The organism is Mesorhizobium sp. M0815 (assembly GCF_040319995.1).
GTDB lineage: Bacteria > Pseudomonadota > Alphaproteobacteria > Rhizobiales > Rhizobiaceae > Mesorhizobium.
Genome location: NZ_JAMYOU010000037.1, coordinates 20,039 through 41,383, shown reverse-complemented (window position 1 = coordinate 41,383; position 21,345 = coordinate 20,039). Strand labels below are relative to the sequence as shown.

At 64.0% G+C, this 21,345-nt stretch carries 15 protein-coding genes; 5 read left to right on the top strand and 10 right to left on the bottom strand.

Annotated elements, in window-relative coordinates; genetic code table 11:
• Positions 1-214: 214 nt before the first annotated feature.
• From NKI01_RS27480 to NKI01_RS27455, 6 genes are all read right to left on the bottom strand, one after another.
• Positions 215-1,213 (bottom strand): ABC transporter ATP-binding protein, encoded by a 999-nt coding sequence (locus NKI01_RS27480; RefSeq protein ID WP_023718925.1) that lies wholly within the window; start codon positions 1,211-1,213, stop codon positions 215-217.
• A gap of 15 nt (positions 1,214-1,228) precedes the next feature.
• Complete coding sequence (locus NKI01_RS27475; protein WP_023718924.1) at positions 1,229-2,290, bottom strand: Gfo/Idh/MocA family protein; 1,062 nt, start codon at positions 2,288-2,290, stop codon at positions 1,229-1,231.
• Entirely contained in the window at positions 2,287-3,126 is an 840-nt protein-coding gene (locus NKI01_RS27470) for a carbohydrate ABC transporter permease (RefSeq protein ID WP_023718923.1), read from the bottom strand. Before NKI01_RS27470 ends, NKI01_RS27475 begins: the two co-directional genes overlap by 4 nt.
• A gap of 12 nt (positions 3,127-3,138) precedes the next feature.
• The gene (locus NKI01_RS27465) at positions 3,139-4,062 is read right to left on the bottom strand and encodes a carbohydrate ABC transporter permease (RefSeq protein ID WP_023718922.1); all 924 of its coding nucleotides are present in this window, start codon (positions 4,060-4,062) and stop codon (positions 3,139-3,141) included.
• A gap of 239 nt (positions 4,063-4,301) precedes the next feature.
• Positions 4,302-5,561, bottom strand: coding sequence for an ABC transporter substrate-binding protein (locus NKI01_RS27460; protein WP_023718921.1), 1,260 nt, complete (start codon positions 5,559-5,561; stop codon positions 4,302-4,304).
• 2 nt (positions 5,562-5,563) lie between these two features.
• Positions 5,564-6,523: an N-acetylmuramic acid 6-phosphate etherase gene (locus NKI01_RS27455; protein ID WP_023718920.1), complete on the bottom strand. Its 960-nt coding sequence runs from the start codon at positions 6,521-6,523 to the stop codon at positions 5,564-5,566.
• 199 nt (positions 6,524-6,722) lie between these two features.
• On the opposite strand from NKI01_RS27455, the gene NKI01_RS27450 reads away from it, so the two are divergent.
• Genes NKI01_RS27450 through nagA form a run of 4 tightly spaced genes read left to right on the top strand, consistent with a single transcriptional unit; the run spans position 6,723 to position 10,577 of the window.
• Complete coding sequence (locus NKI01_RS27450) at positions 6,723-7,601, top strand: glucosamine kinase nucleotide-binding domain-containing protein (protein WP_352640347.1); 879 nt, start codon at positions 6,723-6,725, stop codon at positions 7,599-7,601.
• The gene (locus NKI01_RS27445; protein WP_352911714.1) at positions 7,598-8,380 is read left to right on the top strand and encodes a GntR family transcriptional regulator; all 783 of its coding nucleotides are present in this window, start codon (positions 7,598-7,600) and stop codon (positions 8,378-8,380) included. The genes NKI01_RS27450 and NKI01_RS27445 overlap by 4 nt, the downstream gene beginning before the upstream one ends.
• Positions 8,377-9,408: an SIS domain-containing protein gene (locus tag NKI01_RS27440; RefSeq protein WP_352495468.1), complete on the top strand. Its 1,032-nt coding sequence runs from the start codon at positions 8,377-8,379 to the stop codon at positions 9,406-9,408. Before NKI01_RS27445 ends, NKI01_RS27440 begins: the two co-directional genes overlap by 4 nt.
• Positions 9,405-10,577 (top strand): N-acetylglucosamine-6-phosphate deacetylase, encoded by a 1,173-nt coding sequence (nagA, locus tag NKI01_RS27435; RefSeq protein WP_023718916.1) that lies wholly within the window; start codon positions 9,405-9,407, stop codon positions 10,575-10,577. The genes NKI01_RS27440 and nagA overlap by 4 nt, the downstream gene beginning before the upstream one ends.
• Before the next feature lie 2 nt (positions 10,578-10,579).
• On the opposite strand, the gene NKI01_RS27430 is transcribed toward nagA, so the two are convergent.
• The 4 genes from NKI01_RS27430 to NKI01_RS27415 all read right to left on the bottom strand — a co-directional run bounded on the left by NKI01_RS27430 (position 10,580) and on the right by NKI01_RS27415 (position 19,021).
• A complete protein-coding gene (locus tag NKI01_RS27430; protein ID WP_352549622.1) occupies positions 10,580-12,103 on the bottom strand; it encodes a malonate--CoA ligase in 1,524 nt (507 codons plus the stop codon).
• 39 nt (positions 12,104-12,142) lie between these two features.
• Entirely contained in the window at positions 12,143-12,820 is a 678-nt protein-coding gene (gene rpe / locus NKI01_RS27425; RefSeq protein WP_023718915.1) for a ribulose-phosphate 3-epimerase, read from the bottom strand.
• 230 nt (positions 12,821-13,050) lie between these two features.
• Positions 13,051-16,803, bottom strand: a complete 3,753-nt coding sequence (locus NKI01_RS27420) for a DUF7929 domain-containing protein (protein ID WP_352965337.1) — start codon at positions 16,801-16,803, stop codon at positions 13,051-13,053.
• A 10-nt stretch (positions 16,804-16,813) separates the two neighbouring features.
• Positions 16,814-19,021 (bottom strand): hypothetical protein, encoded by a 2,208-nt coding sequence (locus NKI01_RS27415; protein ID WP_502896985.1) that lies wholly within the window; start codon positions 19,019-19,021, stop codon positions 16,814-16,816.
• Positions 19,022-19,342: 321 nt separating this feature from the next.
• Between NKI01_RS27415 and dnaK the strand changes: the two genes are divergently transcribed.
• Positions 19,343-21,259: a molecular chaperone DnaK gene (gene dnaK, locus NKI01_RS27410; RefSeq protein WP_023718912.1), complete on the top strand. Its 1,917-nt coding sequence runs from the start codon at positions 19,343-19,345 to the stop codon at positions 21,257-21,259.
• The last annotated feature ends 86 nt before the right edge of the window (positions 21,260-21,345 follow it).

The window sequence follows — 21,345 nt, the reverse complement described above, 5'->3', positions numbered from 1 at the left end:
GCCATCGCGATTCCCTCAGACCGTCCACCTCAGAGAATCACAATCAGCGAATTACGCAACAGGCCCCTTGTGGGAGAAGGTGGATCGGCGCGCAGCGCCGAGACGATTGAGGGGTGTTGGAAGGAACTCCAACGCCTCATTCCGTCTAGCACCTCTCATCTGACCGAGCTTCGCTCGGCCACCTTCTCCCGCAAGGGGAGAAGGAAGAGGGGCGCTACTTCATCACCTTGCCATCCGCTCCAAACCGATAGGTCTTTACCGGATCCGGCGTCGCATAGAGCGTGGTGCCGGGTTCGGCATTGTAGACGCCAAAAATGCGCACGGTGATCAAGCCGGCCTTCTCGCAGTCGAGATAGAGGTTGGTGTCGGCGCCGAGGTGCTCGGCATGCACGACCGTGCCTTTCCAGGCGCCGGATTTGGGATCGACGGTCAAATGTTCGGGCCGGACGCCGATGGTCTTTGCCGTTTCGCCAAGCCTGGTGCCGTCGACGAAATTCATCTTCGGTGAGCCGATGAAGCCGGCGACGAATTCATTTGCCGGCGAATTGTAAAGCTCCATCGGGCCGCCGATCTGCTCGATCTTGCCTGCGTTGAGGACCACAATCTTGTCGGCCAGCGTCATCGCCTCGACCTGGTCGTGGGTGACATAGATCATCGTCGCCTTCAGCCGACGGTGCAGCTGGGCGATCTCCAGCCTGGTGTTGACGCGCAGTGCGGCATCGAGGTTCGACAGCGGCTCGTCGAACAGAAAAAGCTTGGGTTCGCGCACCACGGCGCGGCCGATGGCGACGCGTTGACGCTGGCCGCCGGACAATTCGGCCGGGCGCCTTTCGAGGTAGGGCTCCAGCGACAGCATCGACGAGGCGATGCCGATGCGGCGGTCGATCTCGGCCGCCGGCGTGCCCGCCTGCTTGAGGCCGAGGCCCATATTGTTCTTCACCGTCAGATGCGGGTAGAGCGCATAGGTCTGGAACACCATGGCGATGCCGCGCTTGGCCGGCGGCGTGGCGGAAACGTCCGCCCCGTCGATGACCACGCGGCCCGAGGTCGAGTCCTCCAGCCCGGCAATGACCCTGAGCAGCGTCGACTTTCCGCAGCCGGATGGACCGACGAAGACGACGAACTCGCCATCCGTCACCTCGAGGTTGATGCCCTTCAGCACCTCGACCGGCCCAAAGGCCTTTTTCACGTTCTCGATGTTCAGCGAGCCCACGGCTTCGTCCCTGTTCTAGAGTTTCACGGCGAGGCCGCTGCGCACGCTCTCGTCGGCGGCAAGGCAGACGGCGAGCGACTTCACCGCGTCGTCCATGTGGCGGCCAAGATCGAGATCCTCGCGGATCGCCTTCAGCACAAACGCCTGTTCGAGGTCGCAGAGGTCCTGATGGCCGGGCTCGCCTTCCATCGACAGCATCTCGTCCGGCTTGGCGAACTTGCCATCCGCGCCGGTTGCAGCACTGTGCAGGCGGATGGTCGAGGTCTTGGTGTGGGTGTCGATGTCGTCGGACCTGACGCCCTCCTTCATGACGATCGACACGCAGCCGTTGGGCGAGATCACGTCTTTGACGAAGAAAGCCGTCTCCGAAATCATCGGCCCCCAGCCGGCCTCGTACCAGCCGACCGAACCGTCGTCGAACAGCACCTGCAGGTGGCCGTAATTGTACATCGTGGGCGCAATCTCGTCGCTCAGCCGCAGCCCCATACCGCGCACCTCGACCGGCCTGGCGTCGGTGATCTGCAGCATCACGTCGAGATAATGCACGCCGCAGTCGACGATCGGCGACGTCGTTTGCATCAGCTGCTTGTGCGTCTCCCAGCTGTGTCCGGAGGATTGCTGGTTGAGATTCATGCGGAATACGTAAGGGCCGCCGAGCTTCCGCGCCTCGGCGATCAGCCTGATCCAGGACGGGTGGTGGCGCAGGATGTAGCCGATCACCAGTTTCTTGCCGTTGGCCTTGGCCGCGGCTACGACGCGTTCTGCGTCCGCGACCGTCGTTGCCAGCGGCTTTTCGACAAAGACGTGGCAGCCAGCCTCGAATGCCTTGACCGCATAATCGGCATGGCTGTCGGAATAGGTGGCGATGCAGGCGACGTCAGGCCGTTCGTCACGCAGCGCCTCGTCGAATGAACGCCGGATGCCATAGCTCGAAAGCCCTTCCGGCAGCGGCACATCCGAGCGGTTGACCAGTGCGGTAATCTGGAAGCCCGGGTTGGTGTGATAGGCCAGCGCATGGCTGCGCCCCATATTGCCGAGCCCGGCGACGACGACGCGAAGGGGTGTTTGCGAACTCACTTGACCGCTCCCGAAGTGATGCCGCGGATCAGCTGCCGCGAGAAGATGACGTAGAGGATCAGCACCGGCATGATCGCCAGCGACAGTGCGGCCAGAATGGCGTTCCAGTTGGTGACAAACTGGCCGAGGAACAGCTGCGCGCCGAGCGTCACCGTCTTGGTCTCCTCCGACGGCGCCAGGATCAGCGGGAACCACAGGTCGTTCCAGATCGGGATCATGGTGAAGACCGCGACCGTCGCCATCGATGGCCGCACAAGCGGCAGCACCAGCCGGAAGAAGATGGTGTATTCGGACAGGCCGTCGATCCTGCCGGCATTCTTCAGATCGTCGGAGACTTGCTTCATGAATTCCGACAGGATGAAGACGGCGAGCGGCAGGCCTTGCGCCGTGTAGACCAGGATCAGCGCCGTCAGCGTGTTGACCAGCCCGCTCGCCACCATCAGCTGCAGGATGGCGACGGTGCCGAGGCGGATCGGGATCATGATGCCGAGCGCCAGGTAAAGCCCCATCAGCGAATTGCCGCGGAAGCGGTATTCCGACAGCGCGAAAGCCGCCATGGCGCCGAACAGAAGCACGAAGAACAGCGAGGCGACGGTGACGACAAGGCTATTCTGGAAATAGTGGATGAAGTCGCCCTGGCCGATCACCGTGGTGTAGCCGATCAAGTCGAAGGTCCCTGGCGTCGGCGGCGTCAGCGGCGCGCCGAAGATACCGGCACGTGATTTGAACGAATTCATGATCACGAGGATCACCGGAAACAGCGCGATCGCGGTGTAGGTCAGAAGGATCGCATGCGCGCCGATGGTGCGGGGCAGCGAACGGGTTGCGGTGCTCATGGTCACGCTCCCCTAAAACTGGTAGCGACGCAAGCGCGTCTGCACGAGGAATAGGTAGACGCAGACGCCGCCGAGGATGATCAGGAACATCATCGTGGCGATCGCCGCGCCCATATTGGGGTCGCCGACCTGCAGCTGGAAACCGAAGAAGGCGCGGTAGAGGAAGGTGCCGAGGATATCGGTCGAATAGTTCGGCCCGGCCAAGGCGCCTTGCGCCGTGTAGATCAGGTCGAAAGCGTTGAAATTGCCGACAAAGGTCAGGATCGAGATAATGCCGATCGACGGCAGGATGAGCGGCAGCTTGATCTTCCAGAATTGCGCCATGCCGGTGATGCCGTCGCATTCGGCGGCCTCGATCACCTCTTCGGGGATGGACAGCAGTGCCGCATAGATCAGCATCATCGGGATGCCGACGAACTGCCACACTGAGATCAGGCTGAGCGCGGTCAGTGCATATTGCGCCTTGCCGAGCCAGGGCGTGAACAGGCTTTTCAGGCCGACAAGGTCCATCATATGCGGCGCCACGCCCCATAGCGGCGACAGTATCAGCTTCCAGGCGAAGCCGACGATGACGAAGGACAGGATCGTCGGCACGAAGATTGCCGTGCGGTAGAAGGCGGAAAACCGCAATCGGGGGCTGGACAGAAGTGCTGCCAAAAGGACGCCGATCGGGTTCTGCACCAGCATGTGGATGATGAAGAACCAGACATTGTTCCGCAGCGCGTTCCAGAAATTGACCGACCAGTTGGGATCACCGAACAGCATGCGGAAATTTTCCAGTCCGACGAACACCTGCGACTGGTTGATGTTGCGGAACAGCGACAGCTGCAGCGTGCCGGCCAGCGGCAAGATCATGATCGCCGTGTAGACCAGCAACGCCGGTGCCAGGAAAACGCCGATATGCCAGCGGAACGGTCTTTTCGGTGCTGCGGCCATGCGTTCGGTCCCCGCCGATCAGGTCTTGCTATTGCCGTCAAAAGCCACGGCGCCTCCCTCCCCCTCGAGGGGAGGGTGCCTCGCGAAGCGAGGCGGGTGGGGTCGGCCGAGGCAGCGCGCCATCGTCGTTCGACCGTGCTTTCCAGCAACGATCAAGCTGCCGCCTGCCTCGACCGACCTCCTCTGTCGCCTTTGGCGACATCTCCCCTTCGAGGGGGGAGATATCGCTTCGCCGCGCCTTACTTCGCCGGCTTGTACCAGCTGTCGAGGCCGTCCTGCAGCTTCTTGGCGGCAGCTTCCGGCGTGTCGGTGCCGTTGATGACGTTGGCCGATTCAACCCACGTCTCGTTTTCGAGGTTCGGCGTGCCGCGCGACAGGATCTGGTAGGTCGAGCGGATCGTCGACTTGCACTTGCCGCGCCAAGAGACGAATTCCTGGGCCAGCGGGTCTTCCATCTTCACCGGCGTGTTGTTCAGGCTGAAGAAGCCGGGCAGCGCGTTGGCGTAGATGGTAGCGAAATCCGGCGAAGCCACCCAGGACAGGAAGGTCTTGGCCGCATCCGCGTTCTTCGAGGCCGCATTGAGGCCCATGCCGATATCGGTGTGGTCGGAGATGTAGCAGGTGTCGCCGGCCTTCTGCACCGGCGGCGGGAAGGCGCCCATCTTGAATTGCGCCTGCGTGTTGAACAGGCCAATTTCCCACGAGCCGGCCGGGTAGATGGCGGCGCGGCCGAGCGTGAACAGGTTCTGGCTGTCCGGATAGGTCTGCGCCTCGAAGCCGTCGCCGAGATAGTCCTTCCACTTGGCCAGTTCCTTGTAGGGCTCGACCCACTGCGGATCGGTCAGCTTCTGCTCGCCCTTGATCAGCGCCAGGCGGCCTTCCTCGCCCTTCCAGTAATTCGGGCCGATGTTCTGGTAGCCCATGGTCGCGGCTTCCCAGAGATCCTTGGTGCCCATCGCCATCGGGATGTAGGTGCCGTCGGCCTTGATCTTGTCGAGCGCAGCGTAGAACTCCTCATTGGTCGTCGGCACCTTGATGCCGAGCTTGTCGAAGGCGTCCTTGTTGTAGATGAAGCCATGGATGACCGAGGCCATCGGCACGCAGAAGCTCGACTTGCCGTCGTCGGTCTGCCAGGCGGCCTTGGCAACATCGGAGAAGTTCTCCATGCCGGGCAGCGTCGAGATATCGGCGAGATTGCCCTTCTTGAAGAGTTCCAGCGATTTGTCGAACGGGCGGCAGGTGATCAGGTCGCCGGCCGAGCCGGCGGCGAGCTTGGCGCCGAGGGCGGCGTCATATTCGGTCGGCGCCGACGGTGCGAACACCACCTTGATGCCGGGGTTCTTGGCCTCGAAAGCCGGGATCAGCTTGTCCTTCCAGATGGCAAGGTCGTCGCCGCGCCAGCTTTCGATGTTGAGCGTTACGTCGTCGGCATAAGCCACCCCGGCGGTGCCGAGAATGCTGGTGCCGAGAAGAAGTGCCGTCAGTAGCTTCGTTGTCATGCTCAGTCTCCCTGTTGACCTTTTTCAGGTTCGGTTTTGATGAGAACGGAGGCATTGCGCCCCTTGCTCCCCTCGATCGCGGAAAGGGCTGGTCGCAGCTTGTGGCCGGTCCCTTCCAGTATCTTCTCGGCCGCATCGGCGCTGGCGGCGCCGGCGGCGAGCAGAATAGCGGTCTTGACGACGCCGCCGCTCTTATCGAGCAGGCGCGCCGCCTCGTCCTTGTCGCGCCCGCTGACGGCGGCAACGATGCGTGCGGCGCGGTCGCGCAGCTTGATGTTGTCGGCCGTGAGGTTGACCATGTAGCCATCATGGACATGGCCGAGATGGATGGCTGCCAGCGTCGACAGCATGTTGAGTGCGATCTTCTGGGCGGTGCCGGCGCCCATGCGCGTCGAGCCGGCAATCAGCTCGGGCGGCGTTTCGAGCAGGATGGCGATGTCGGCCAGCCGCAGCAGCAGCGCATCCCCGTTGTTGGCGACAGCAATGGTCGCCGCGCCGCGGCGCCTGGCATCCTCGATCGCCCTGACAGCATAAGGCGTCGAGCCGCTGGCCGAGACGGCGATCAGGCAGTCGCCCTTGCCAACGCCGGCGGCGGCGACCGCTGCCGAAGCTTCGTCAGTGTCATCCTCCGGCCCGCCGGCCAGTGTCTTGAAAGCTTCGTCGCCGCCAGCGATCAGGATGGCGATACGGTCGCGCTGGATGCCGAAAGTGCCCGGCAGCTCCAGCGCATCGGCCAATGCCATCAGGCCCGAGCTGCCGGCGGCCGCATAGGCGAGCTTGCCGCCGCTTTTCAGTCTGCTTGCGATGATTTCGGCTGCCGCGGCAATGGCAGGAATGGCGCCGTGAACGGCCTTGGCGGCCTCGATCTGCGCGTTGGCCAAAGAGGAAAGGACGGCTTCCGGGGCCTGGATATCCAGTCCCTCGGCATTGTGGTGAAGCGCTTCGGTGCGCGTTTCGGCCATCCGCTTTCCTCCAATCGAGAAAACCATACCAAAAAAATACCACTTGTCCACACGCATTAATCAAATCCTTGCGGTGGCGCAGGCTTGCGGACGAAATCAGCTGATTTTCCAACAAACTACGCCTTAACTTTTTTGAAACGGAAATTAATCCTTGGCTATTGGTATTTTATTGGTATTATCCGTCTGGAGGAGAAATCGCGTGAAATTCGTGCTCGGCATCGATGGCGGCGGCACCAGCTGCAGGGCGGCCCTTGCAACGGCCGATGGCAGCGTCCTCGGCCGCGCCAAAAGCGGCGCCGCCAACATCCGAACCGATCTCACCGGCGCCAGGGCCAACATCGTCGACGCGGCGCAGCAGGCCTTTGTCGCCGCGGGCAGAGATCCCGGACTGATCCCGCAAACTCCGGCCATTCTCGGCCTAGCCGGCGCCAATGTCGGCACCTACAGGCAGCAGCTCGAAGCGATCTTGCCGTTCCGCATCAGCCGTGTCGAGACCGACGCCGAGATCGCGCTGGAAGGCGCGGTCGGCTCCGGTGACGGCGCCATGGCCATACTCGGCACCGGCACCGCCTATATGGCGCGCAAGAACGGCCGATCGCGTGCCATCGGCGGCTGGGGGTTCCAGGTCGGCGACCAGGGCAGCGGCGCCCGCATCGGCCGCGACCTGCTCGAGCAGACGCTGCTCGCCTATGACGGCATCCGCGAAGGATCGCCACTGACGCAGGCCATGCTCGCCATCTTCCGCAACAATCCCGAGGATGTGGTCGAATTCACCACCAATGCCAAGCCCGGCGATTTCGGCGGCTTCGCACCCAAGGTGTTCGAACATGCCGAAAAAGGCGACGTCGTCGCTATCTGGATCCTCGACAAGGCGGTGGCCGATGTCGAGGCAGCACTTGGCGTGCTCGACCTTGGTGGCGACGATCCGCTCTGCCTGCTCGGCGGCCTGGCGCCGCTTTACGCGCCGCGCCTGTCGGCGCGCTACCGGGCGCTGCTGAAGCCGCCGCTCGACGACGCGCTGGGCGGCGCGGTTCAGATGGCGGTTCGGATTTTTACGAAGGCGGAGGCGGCGCGATGAGCGACGCCGCCGACCAGATTTTCGCGGCGCTGAGACAATCGTCGCAGAGTGGCGCGCCACTCTATCTGCAGCTGAGGAAAAGCATCGAGGACGCCGTCAAACGCGGGCTGATCGGACCGGGCGATGCGCTGCCTTCCGAGCGCGACATCGCCAGCAAGGCCGATATTTCGCGCGTCACCGTGCGCAAGGCGGTGCAGGACCTGGTCAAGGGCGGCATCCTCGTCCAGCGTCATGGTTCCGGCACCTTCGTTGCGCCGCGCATGGAGCGCGTCGAGCAGTCCCTGTCGATGCTGACCTCGTTTACCGAGGACATGGCACGGCGCGGCATGGCGGTGCGTTCGGCCTGGCTCGACCGCGGCCTCTATCCGCCATCGCCCGACGAGATGATGGTGCTCGGCCTAGCGTCGAACGAATTGGTGGCGCGCGTCGCGCGCCTGCGCATTGCCAACGACACGCCGCTGGCGATCGAGCGCGCCTCACTATCGACAAGCGTGCTGCCCGATCCGGCGGCGATCGGTTCGTCGCTCTACGCGGCGCTGGAAAAGACCGGCAACAGGCCGGTGCGGGCGGTGCAGCGCATTTCCGCCACCAATCTCGGCGATGGCGACGCGCATCTGCTGGAAGTGCCGCCGGGCATTGCCGGCCTGCACATCGAGCGTATCTCCTGTCTGGCGAGCGGCAAGGTGATCGAGTTCACCCGCTCCATCTACAGGGGCGACGCTTATGATTTCGTCGCCGAACTCCGGCTGAGCGAGCCGGGCGAAGAGGGCAGGCCATGACCGCAACAATGACCCATATGCGGCGCGAGATCGAGGAGATCCCGGAGGCCACCGCCCGCCTGCTCGACGGCTCGGCCGCCGTGCTGACGGAAGCCGGGCGCGGCATTCGCGAGCGCGACCCGAATTTCATCGTCACAGTGGCGCGCGGCTCGTCCGACCATGCCGCGACCTTCATGAAATATGCCGTGGAGCTGACCGCGGGCCTGGCGGTTGCATCGGTCGGCCCGTCGATCGCCTCGATCTATGGCGCCAAGCTGAAGCTGGGCGGCTCGGCCTGCCTGGCGATCTCGCAGTCGGGCAAGAGCCCGGACATCGTTGCGATGGCGCGAGCGGCGCGGGCCGGCGGTTCGCTGACCGTCGCCATCACCAACACCGCCGATTCGCCGCTCGCGCGGGCTTCGGACTACGCGATCGACATCCTTGCCGGACCGGAGCGCAGCGTCGCAGCGACGAAGACCTTCGTCAATTCGGCGGTCGCAGGGCTCGCTCTGATGGCGCATTGCACCGGCGACGACAAACTTCTGGCAGCACTTGCCCGCTTGCCGGAGCATTTTCGGAAGGCGATCGCTTGCGACTGGATGGCGCTGGCCGGGGCACTCGAGACGCCGAACTCGCTGTTCATCCTTGGCCGGGGCCCGTCGGCGGCGATCGCCAACGAGGCGGCGCTGAAATTCAAGGAAACCTGCGCCATGCATGCGGAAGCCTATAGTGCCGCCGAAGTCATGCACGGCCCGCTGGCGCTAGTCGGTCCCGGCTTCCCAGTGCTGGCGCTGGCTGCCCGCGATGCGTCCGAACCATCCGTCGCCGAGGCCGCCGACAGCCTGGCCGGCAAGGGCGCCGCTGTCTTTGTGACTTCGGACAAGGCAAAGAAGGCGCAGCCTCTGCCGCATGTCGCCACCGGTCATCCGCTGACCGACCCGCTGACACTGATCGTGTCGTTCTATGGTTTCGTCGAGGCTTTTGCCCGCCATCGCGGCCTCGACCCAGACACGCCGCCCAATCTGCGCAAGGTGACGGAAACGCTATGAGCGATCGCTTTGCGCTGACCGGCGCCCGGATATTCGATGGCGATGACTGGCACGACAATGCGGCGCTTGTCGTGCGCGACGGCCTCGTCGAGGCCATCGTTGCCGCCGGCGCCGTCCCATCCGGTGTTGCGCCTATCGAGACCGGCGGCGGTATGCTGGTTCCGGGTTTCGTGGATTTGCAGGTCAATGGCGGTGGCGGCGTCATGCTCAACGACCATCCCGACGTCCCCTCGATCGAGACCATCTGCCGGGCGCACGCGCCCTTCGGCACGACGGCGCTATTGCCGACGCTGATCACCGACACGTCCGAGATCACCGCCGCGGCGGTTGCCGCCGGAGCAGAGGCCGCACAACGGAAGGTGCCGGGCTTCCTAGGCCTGCATCTCGAAGGCCCGCATCTGTCGATCGCCCGCAAGGGCGCACATGACCCGGCCTTGATCCGGCCGATGCTAGATCCCGACCAGGCGATGCTGATCGCGACGCGGAAAAACCTGCCGGTGCTGCTGACTACGGTGGCGCCCGAATCCGTCGAGCCCGACCAGGTATCGGCGCTCAGCAATGCCGGCGTCATCGTCAGCATCGGCCATTCCGATACCGACTATGCCACGGCCCGCACCTTTTCCGAGGCCGGCGCAACGGTGGTCACCCATCTTTTCAACGCGATGAGCCAGATCGGCAATCGCGAGCCGGGGCTGGCGGGCGCGGCAATCGATACCGGCACATTCTATGCCGGCATCATCGCCGACGGTATCCATGTCGATCCGGCCACCATGGCCATCGCCTTGCGCGCCAAGCAGGGGCCGGGCAAGATCCTGCTCGTCACCGACGCCATGGCGACGATCGGCACCGACATGACCTCGTTCACGCTGAACGGTCGCACCATCCACCGCAAGGATGGCAGGCTGACACTTGCCGACGGCACGCTGGCGGGCGCGGATCTCGACATGATTTCCGCGGTGCGCTTCGTGCATCGCGTGGTCGGTCTCGACCTCGACGAAGCCTTGCGCATGGCCTCGCTCTATCCGGCGCAGGCGATCGGCCAGTCGCACCGGCTCGGGCGCTTCGCCAGGGGAACCGCCGCCAACATCGTTTCGTTGTCGGACGATCTGGACATGAAAAGCGTCTGGATCGACGGCGCCAGGGTTTTTGCAGCCAGCCCTGCTTGTTAGGGTTAGCCGGCTTTGGACGTATAGAGGTCTTTGTAGGCTTCGCGCAGCAGGTTCTTCTGCACCTTGCCCATCGTGTTGCGCGGCAGTTCGTCGACGAAGATCACCTGTTTCGGATGCTTGTACCTGGCGAGGTGCCCAGCGATGGCCTCGATGATCGCGGCGGCGCTGATCGTCGAGCCCGGCGCCCTCACCACGATCGCCGTGACACCCTCGCCGAAATCCGGATGGACAACGCCGATGACAGCGCTTTCGGCAACACCGGCAAGAGCGTCGATCTCGCTCTCCACTTCCTTCGGGTAGATATTGTAGCCGCCGGAAATGATCAGGTCCTTGCCGCGGCCGACGATGTGGACATAGCCGTCGGCATCGATCAGCCCGAGATCGCCGGTGATGAAGTAGCCGTCGTCGCGGAATTCCGCCCTGGTCTTTTCCGGCATGCGCCAGTAGCCGCAAAAGACGTTCGGGCCCTTGACCTCGATCATGCCGACCTCGCCCCGGGCAAGTGTTTCGCCGCCATCGGGATCGGAGATGCGCAGGCAGACGCCGGGCAAAGGGAAGCCGACCGTGCCGGCACGCCGCTCGCCCTCGTACGGGTTCGACGTGTTCATGTTGGTCTCGGTCATGCCGTAGCGCTCGAGGATGGCGTGGCCGGTGCGCTCGCGCCACGCTCTGTGCGTCTCGGCCAAAAGCGGTGCCGAGCCGGAAATGAACACCCGGATGTTTTTCGCCGCTTGCCGGTTCAAACCGTCCTGCTGCAGCAGGCGGACGTAGAAGGTCGGCACGCCCATCAGCGCGGTGGCGCGCGGCAGTAGCGAGACGATGCGGGTCGGGTCGAATTTGGTTTCGAACAGCATCGAGGCGCCGGCCATCAGGACGACATTGGTGGCGACGAAAAGGCCATGCGTGTGGAAAACCGGCAGCGCGTGAATCAGCACGTCTGCGGCAGTGAAGCGCCAGAGGTCGACCAGCACCCGCGCATTCGAGGCGAGGTTTTCGTGGCTGAGCATGGCGCCTTTCGAACGGCCGGTGGTGCCGGACGTGTAGAGGATCGCGGCAAGGTCGTCCGGTCCGCGCGCCACATCGTGGAAGTCCACGGCCGCCTCAGAGGCTCGATCAGTCAACGAACCCTCGCCCTTGCTGCCGAGTGTCGCGACCGCAGCGCCCGAGGTCTGCGCCAAAGCGCCGATCTCGCCCGCTCGCGCCGGGTCGCAGACGACCAGTCGCGGCTCGGCATCCCTGAAGAAATAGTCGAGCTCGGTCAGCGTATAGGCGGTATTGAGCGGCAGGAAGATCGCGCCGGCACGCAGGCAGGCGAGATAAAGGAAAATGGCCTCCGGGCTCTTCTCGACCTGAACGGCGACGCGGTCGCCGGCTTCGACGCCCAGCTGCGACAGCGCATGCGCCAGTTGAGCGGAGCGCGCCAGCGTCTCGCCATAGCTGATCGAGCGCCCATCCTCTGTCTCCATCAAAAGGCGTTCGGGCGCGGGCATCCGGGCACGGAAAGCATCGAACAGATGGTTGCTCATATTTCCCCCCGAGCGGCTGGTCCGGCCGGACGGCAGCGGTCAGCCGGCCGCCTTGTCCGCCGCTGCCCTGATTGCCTCGATGTTTGCCCGGTAGGCGTCGACGCTGCCGCCCTTGAAGATAGCCGCGCCGGCGACCAGCACGCTGGCGCCGGCCGCGGTGACAAGGGGCGCAGTTTCAGGCGAAATGCCGCCGTCGATCTCGATCCGGATCGGCCGGTTGCCGATCAGCGCCTTCACCCGCTTCACCTTGTCGACGATCGCTGGAATGAAAGCCTGGCCGCCGAACCCCGGATTGACCGTCATGATCAGGACCAGATCAAGCCGGTCGAGCACGTATTCGATCATCGTTTCCGGTGTCGCCGGGTTGAGTGACACGCCGGCCTTCTTGCCAAGGTTTTTGATCGTCTGCAGCGAGCGGTCGAGATGTGGCCCGGCTTCGGCGTGCACCGTGATGCCGTCGCAGCCGGCCTCGGCGAAGGCGGCCAGATAGGGGTCGGCCGGCGCGATCATCAGATGGCAGTCGAAAAACGCCTCGGTGCGGTTGCGGATCGCCTTGATCACCGGTGGCCCAAACGTGATGTTCGGGACGAAATGCCCGTCCATGACGTCGAGGTGGATCCAGTCGGCGCCGGCGGCCGTCACCGCCTCGACCTCGTCGCCGAGCTTCGAGAAATCGGAAGCAAGCACCGATGGCGCGATCAGGGTTTTTTTGCTCATGATGCGGCCTTCCCGTACGCCCCGGTTTGCGGACCCTCTGTCTGTATCGACTGCCTAGACCATGAGTCCGGAAAGTGGAAGCCGGTTTGTCCTTCCGCCGATGCAGCGGCTTCAGGTTTGCGCTGCCTTCTCATCTGCCCGCTGAAGAAAAACCCCGCCGGATCGCTCCGGCGGGTATTGGGTGACGAGTACGGTCACTGTTTGAAGTTCTGGATTTCCCGCGCCGTATCCTATTGCTCCGGCTGCGGCTTGCGCCTTGGCACGACCTGCTGAGGAACATTCGGATTCAGCAGCAGGTTCGGCTCAAGCGTCGATTTCCTGCGGACCGGGACGCAGTCCGGATATCGTCCGACCGTTCCGATAGGGCAGCGCCGCTTGATGATCGGCTGGCACTGGCCATTGATCGGCCGCGCGCCCGGTGCGCATTCCAGCCGTGGTTTGCGGCAGGCGCCGTCGCGCAGCTCTGTCCCACGCGGACAGACGCAGGCGCCGCGCTTGTTGTGGATCTGGCCAGGTATCGGGCACTCCACCACAACCGGCTTCTTGCGCCTGCAGGCATTGCCCTGCAGTTCCGTGCCCCGGGGGCAGACGCAATCGCCGTTGGCGTCGTGGATCTGACCACGGATCGTGCACTGCTTGGGCTGCGGCCGAATTGGCCGGCAGGCATTGCCCCTGACTTCCGTGCCCCTCGGGCAGATGCAATCGCCAGCGGCGTTATGGATCTGGCCCCGAATGGTGCACTGTTCGGGTTTTGGCTGGATTGGCCGGCAGACATTACCCCTGACTTCCGTGCCCCGCGGGCAGACGCACTCGCCGTTGGCGTTGTGGATCTGACCACGAATGGTGCATTGCTCGGGCTGCGGCTTGTTGCCCACGCAAGCGCCGTTCTCCAGCTCGGTCCCGCGCGGGCAGACGCAGCGTCCGTCCTCGGTACGGATCTGGCCTTTGAGGAGAACGCAAGGTTTTGGCTTCGGCACGATGACCGTGCCGCCGCCGGATGAGCATTGGCCGTTACGGAAGGTCGTGCCTGGCGGGCAGACGCAGTTGCCGGCGTCGTTCATGACAAAGCCTTGCGAGCATTCCTTCTTCACCTCATGCGTGATGATGAAGGGATGGCAGGCATAGGCCTTGCCGCGATCGCCCTGCACATTGGCGGCACCACGAGACAACACGTCGCCACCGCCTTGCACCGACGTGTTCGGAGACAGCACGCCGACGCAGTTCTGGCCGTTGACAGTGCCCTGCAGATTGGTCAGACGGCCATCGTCGGGAATGATCACGGTCACATTGTGCACATGGCTTTCCCCGGCGCCGAGCGTCAGTTGGGCGATGCAGGACAGAGGCAAGGTTGCCGGCTCCGGCGAGCAGCCGAAGGGCGGATCGATCGAGGTGATCGCAACGCCTTCCAGCCGGCCGAGGCCTTCGACGCCGATCGCATCGCCGATGCGAACCGGACCGGAGAAGGCGCTCGTCCCATCGTTCGTGATGGTGATCTCGAACGAGCAGGGCTGGCCGGGCTTGCACTCGGCGTCGCCGGTCTTCTCGACCCGGATGGTCGAGGCACCGCCGCCCTTGGCGCAGGCCTGGCCGATCGGATAGACGATATCGTCTCCCGGAGCCGGGCCGTAGGAGCCGCGTGCGCAGTTCTCGAATTCGCCGTTCGCAGCAACCGTCACGTCGAAATGGCGGCTGGTTCCAGGCGTCATAACGGCGCCGGGAATCTGGCACGACAGCGCATTGGCCGGAACCGGTCCGCAAGCCCATTCCGCGCCGTCTGGGGTGACGCTCTGGATCTGGACCGGCGCTCCGCCGGCTATCAGCGTCGCGGCATCGTTGACCCGCACCGGACCGGTCGGGGCTGTGGCGCCGAGGCTGATGACGGTAATGCGGCAGGAAACGACCGCAGCACCGGCCAGCGAGCCATTGCACACCTTGGTGATGCGCATGGCCGGCTGCCCGCCATTCGGATGACGGATGCGTTCCTTGGCGCAGGCCCTGTTGTTGGTGATGTCGTTCTCACCGGGAATGGCCTTCACCTCGGCGCAGTTCTCGACACTATCGGGCCGGAAGTTGGCCGGCATCACCGCCCTGACGAAGATCGGCGTCGAGGCGCCCGGCATAAGCGCGATGCCGGGATTGTCGCAGCGGAACTTGCCGGAACCGTTCGGTCCGCACGTCCATGGCGGCGTCGGGCCGAAGGTCGAGGATGCCGGCGCGCCGCCCGGATAGCTATCGACGACCGTCAGCGGCCCATTGTAGGGGACGCTGCCATTGTTGATGATGTCGATCACGAAGGTGCAGACGCCATCGGCCGAACAGAATTCGGTGCGGGCGCGCTTCTTCAGGATCAGGTCGACCTTCTTCTCCACCGGTGGCCGGCAGTCGCGGTCACGATCGCCACGGCGGCAGACCGGGATCGACGCACAGCCGCGGTCGTTTAGCTGGCTGCCGAAAAGCGGCTTGCCGCTGGCGCCGTAATTGTAGGTGGCGCAGTTGCGCAAAACGCTGCCTTGCCAGCCTGCGGCCGGCTTGAAGCCAAGCTTGAGGTCGACTGAGGCGCCCGGATTGAGCGTGGTCACCGGATGAGTGCAAATCATCGGGGTGATTCCAGGCGCGCAGACCCAAGGCGGGTTCGGCCCTGAATCGAGGGTGGAGCCGGCCGGCAGGGTGACTTCGTCGAGCACGATCTTGCCGTGGTAGGGCGCATCGCCGACATTGGTGACCCTGATGGTGAAGTCGCAGCCGCCCGCCATCGTGCAACGTTGCACGTCGGCACGCTTTTCGACTTTCAGATCCGGTTCCTTGTCCTTCGGCGGGCACCTCTGGTCACGCGGGATGACGATGTCGACGGTCTGCGTGCAGCACAGGCCCCAGCCCTCCTTCGGGCCGGCATAGGTTTCGATACCGGTGACGATGATGTGGATAACGTCGCCGGGTGAAGCACCGACGATCTTCCAGTTGAGCACACCGCCGCCGGCCGGCACCAATTGGGTGTCGGGAATGATTGTGATGCCGGGTGTCGTCGTCGAAAGCTGCACCCATTTGCCAGCCATCTCTGGGCCGACCGGCATATGGTAGATGAAGGCGCCGCCGCCGGGCACGCAATCGACCGTGCCTCGCTCCACCTTGAAGCATTCACGATTGCCAGGAGGTGGAGGCGGTGGGTTGCACTCGGTGACGTCGATCTTGATCGACGTCTTTGCACCCGTGAGATAGTTGCCGTCGTCCGGCTTGCCCGGGTCCTGCGACGGAATTTCGACGCCAGCACCGCGGTCGCCGCGGCTCACCTTGATCAGCCCCTGGTTATCGACGATTGCCGGCGACGGAAACGCCGCATGGTCGATCTTGGCGGTGATCTGGAAGGTGATGGCGCGCTCGTTCGCAGCGCCGATGCCGTCGAGGTCGCTGGCGGAAATCCGGAAATCGGACACCGTCGCCGTATCGTCCGGGCCAGCCGAGCTGCTGATCGCAGCGCCGGGCAGCGGTCCGCCGGATGCGTCGGCGCCGTCGCCGGTCACATGCACGCCGACAATCCGCAGGCCGTGCGGGAGTTGGTCCCTGAAGTCGAGCCTGACCTTTTTCAGCATGGCCGCGAGGCCCGGGCCGGCAAAACCCTGCGGATTGCCGCGCAAGCCAAAGCTCAGCGAGTATACGACATAGTCGCAGCCTCTCTGGCCGCCTTTCTTGGTGAAGAAGGGCACGATCCGGCCCGGCTCCGGGTTGACGATGCGAGGATTGTCGAAATCGAGCTTGGGATCTGGAATGACAGTGCCTGCATCGGCAGGCTTGGCCTTGGCCGGAGCAAGGTCTTCAGCGAAGCCTTGCAGCGGGCTCAGCATGGCGACCGCGATACCGGCCGCCATCAGCCAGCGCGCGCCGCGCCTGGCGAGTGACAGGGGTTTCATGATGGTCTCCATGACGAATGATTGTTTGCCGGTTGATTGGCTGCTCGTCGCAAGCGGGGACTGTGCAAGATTGCTCATCTTCCCCTTCTCACGGTTCGCAGCTGACGGCTGGGGTTCTGAGCGGCAAGGTCATCTTGCAGCAAGGGTAGTAGCCACCCTTGTCGCGGTCGGACTGCCTGTAGAAGCAGAGCCCGACATCGACCCTGTCGCCAGGATAATGGCCGGTGATACCGATCGTGAATGGCGCGCCGGGCGCATGCGACAGGGGCGAAGTCACCCCGACGCCAGGCGTCCTGGACAGAGCCTTGATCGAATCGCCGCCGAAGCCGGTATGGTCATGAAGATAGAGATCGGCCTCGAGGCCGGAGGGCGTGCAGAAATACTCGACATCCTCGACATCAAGGCAAGGAGGCAGATTGCCGGGGGGCGGGAAGTCCGGCGGATAGAACGGTGGCAGATAGCCGCCCGGCACCTGCTCGTAATAGCCGGCACGGCCTTCGCAGGGGCGCCAGACCTCGACGTCGCCGACATGGCCTTCCACTTCCGGGTCTTCGAAATAAGTGTCGAAATCGACGAACCACGAGCCGAAAGGCGGCACGTTGGCCGGCCTGACCAGCGCCGTCGGCGTGATCTGCACGCCGTGCACGGCAAGCGGCCCCCCGGCTGCGAGCTGTTCGGCGAGCGCCGGGTTGTCGCGCAACTTGTCGCCGGTATCGACCAGCGTGTCGGTGCAGATGCCGGTATCGAGATTGCCTTCGGAATCGTAGCCATATTGCAGGTCGAGGCCGCCGGCCGACTGCCGGTTGTCTTGCGGGAAGCCGACCGCATATTCCTGCGGCACTTCCACCCAGACCGATTCCGTTGCCGGATCGTCCGGATTTTCGCGCCAGTAGCGGATGACCTCACCCTTGCCGGAATCGGCGAACTGGCTGTAGTCGTAGCGGTTTTCCACCGGGCCGCGCTGAGCCAGATACATGAAGCCCTTGTTGTCAAAGGCGATGTCGGTGACCGCGTAATCCTTGTCGGCCTTGACGGCCAGCTCCCAGCGCGGGTCGCCGAAGCTGCCGTCGCCGGCAATGCCCACCGACCAGATCTCCGCCTTTTCCCCGACCGAGTAATAGAGCCGGCCGCCACGATAGGCGACCGACCAGACGCGGCGCTCGTCCTGTGTGTAGCCCCAGCTATCGGGGTCCTCGCTGTCGAAGGCAGCACCCTGGATGTCCATCACCGAGCCGTCGTCGGCGACTGGGGGCAGCCCGTGCGCCGGGCGGCCGGCGACGCCGTGGTCGAACGTGTCGACTAGCGCGCCATTGGCGTCGATGCGGTGGATAAGGCCGGTGTCGAGATCGCTGGCGAAGAACTGGCGGTGGATATTGTCGAAAGTGACGTCGCCGATGCCGGGACCGCTATTGGCGTCGATATCGGCGAATTTCGAGACGGCGCCGGTGATGCCATCGATCTTCCAGATCGTTCCGGGGCCGCCGCCGTTTTCGGTGCCGAACTGGCCGTCCATGAAGACCGCGTCAGCCGTGCCGCGGCGCTGCCGCTCCGGCCGGCCGTCGGCATCGCCGTCTGGTGTGACGATGCGGATGCCGTGCAGCGAGGTGGCGCCGGCATAGAGGTTTGGAATGGCCGAGGGAACGCCGTCGCGCACGCCGTCGTCATAAGTGATGCCGAACACCTGGCCGATTTGCTCGGCCGTGACCTCGAAGGGTGGCGGGGTGAAGACCAATTGGCCAGACGCCGGCCCGCCCAGCCTTGAAACGTCGAAGACGCGCAAGGTTGCGCGCGCCGTGTCGATGAAGGTCTCGTCGACCGGATCGACGCCCGGCGGCAGGCCTTCCTCGAAATTGGGGATGATGGTGCCAGAGAATCCGGTCACTGCCATCGAGCCGGGATAGATGATCTGGGTTTCCTGGGCCTGTGCCGAGCCGCCGAGCCAGAGCCCAGCGGCGAGTGCCAAGGCCGATAATCCGCTGGCAGCCTGGATTGCGCGGCGCAAATGGCCGGCACGAGAGCGCACGGACGCGCCATGGTCGCAAGACATGGATCTCCCCCCACAGGTCATGGGAGAAACATCCGGTCTCGGCGCGCAAATCAGGGCAAGGCGCGGCGTTCCGGCACGTTCATCCCTGATCGAATTGTCTGCTTTCCTCACCGTCATGATACGCCGGCGTCCGCGCAGGGTCAACGGAACCAGCGGAAAGCCCAGCGCATCGACCCGGTCCCGAAGGCGACTGTCGCGCTGAGTTCCTGCTGTTCCCGGAGACCATCGAGCCTCTGGATCTGTGGTCATGGGGCTTTCCTTTCCGGGGCCGCACCACGCGGCACCTGAGCGTCAGTCGCGAGGTGAGGCGGAAAGGTTCATGGACCGGGGCCGGGCCGGCTGGATCACGGCCGGAAAATACGGGCCTGCCGGTCCCGAATCCGATCAACCGCGATGAATGGTGAACGCCTTGCGCAGAATGCTTGCGCGCCACGCAGCCTGTTCTTATATACGCGCCAAGCCGTCCAGCGCCGAATGCCGGTTGCCGGAGCGGAATTTCTTGTGAACAGGGGCTTTCGTCGGAACGCCTGTACGGGTCCTGAGAGCCTGCTTAGCGGAGAGATTAGAGAAATGGCAAAAGTAATCGGTATCGATCTGGGAACAACCAACTCCTGTGTCGCCATCATGGACGGCAAGGAATCCAAGGTCATCGAGAATGCGGAAGGCGCGCGCACGACCCCTTCGATCGTCGCCATCAACAGCGACGGCGAGCGCCTCGTCGGCCAGCCGGCCAAGCGCCAGGCGGTCACCAATCCTGAAAACACCATTTTCGCGGTCAAGCGCCTGATCGGCCGCCGCTATGACGATCCGGTGACGGAGAAGGACAAGAAGCTTGTCCCCTACAAGATCGTCAAGGGCGACAATGGCGATGCCTGGGTCGAGGCCGGCGGCAAGAACCAGTCGCCCAGCCAGATCTCGGCGATGATCCTGCAGAAGATGAAGGAAACGGCGGAAGCCTATCTCGGCGAAAAGGTCGAGAAGGCGGTCATTACCGTTCCGGCCTATTTCAACGACGCCCAGCGCCAAGCCACCAAGGATGCAGGCAAGATCGCCGGCCTGGAAGTGCTGCGCATCATCAACGAGCCGACGGCGGCAGCACTTGCCTATGGCTTGGACAAGAAGGAAGGCAAGACGATTGCCGTCTATGACCTTGGCGGCGGCACGTTCGACATTTCGGTGCTCGAAATCGGCGACGGCGTGTTCGAAGTGAAGTCGACCAATGGCGACACCTTCCTCGGCGGCGAGGATTTCGACATGCGTTTGGTCGAATATCTGGCGGCCGAGTTCAAGAAGGAACAGGGTATCGACCTGCGGAACGACAAGCTCGCCCTGCAGCGCCTCAAGGAAGCGGCTGAAAAGGCCAAGATCGAGCTGTCGTCCACCACGCAGACCGAGATCAACCTGCCCTTCATCACCGCCGATGCCAGCGGCCCTAAGCACCTGACGCTAAAGCTGACGCGTGCGAAGTTCGAGAGCCTTGTCGAAGATCTCGTCCAGCGCACCATCGAGCCCTGCAAGGCGGCGCTCAAGGATGCCGGCCTCAAGGCCGCTGAGATCGACGAGGTCGTTCTGGTCGGCGGCATGACCCGTATGCCCAAGATACAGGAGATCGTGAAGCAGTTCTTCGGCAAGGAACCGCACAAGGGCGTCAACCCGGATGAGGTCGTCGCACTTGGCGCTGCCATCCAGGCCGGCGTGCTGCAGGGCGACGTCAAGGACGTGCTGTTGCTCGACGTGACGCCGCTGTCGCTCGGCATCGAGACGCTGGGCGGCGTATTCACGCGGCTGATCGAGCGCAACACGACGATTCCGACGAAGAAGAGCCAGGTGTTCTCGACGGCTGAGGATTCGCAGTCGGCGGTGACCATCCGCGTCTTCCAGGGTGAGCGTGAAATGGCCGCCGACAACAAGGCGCTCGGCCAGTTCGACCTGGTCGGCATCCCGCCTGCGCCGCGTGGCGTGCCGCAGATCGAGGTCACGTTCGACATCGACGCGAACGGCATCGTCAACGTTTCGGCCAAGGATAAGGGCACCGGCAAGGAGCACCAGATCCGCATCCAGGCGTCTGGCGGCCTTTCGGACGCTGACATCGAGAAGATGGTCAAGGATGCCGAGGCCAATGCCGAAGTCGACAAGAAACGTCGCGCACTGGTCGAGGCCCGCAACCAGGCCGAGGCTCTGGTGCATTCCTCGGAGAAGTCGCTGAAGGACTATGGCGATAAGGTCTCGGAGACCGACCGCACGGCGATTGCCGATGCGATCGCGGCGTTGAAGACCGCTGCCGAAGGCGATGATGTGACCGAGATCGAGGCCAAGACGCAGACGCTCGCCGAAGTCTCGATGAAGCTCGGCCAGGCGATGTACGAGGCTTCGCAGAAGGAAGCCGCCGAGGCCGACGCCAAGGCTGATGCCGCCAAGGACAGCGATGTGGTCGATGCCGATTTCGAGGAAATCGACGAAGACGACGAGAAGAAGAAGTCGGCCTGAACCGCCTGACGGTACAGGTAAGCAAAAAGCCCGGCGCACAGCCGGGCTTTTTTGCAACCCTTTGCCGGAAAAACGCCGAGCTACCC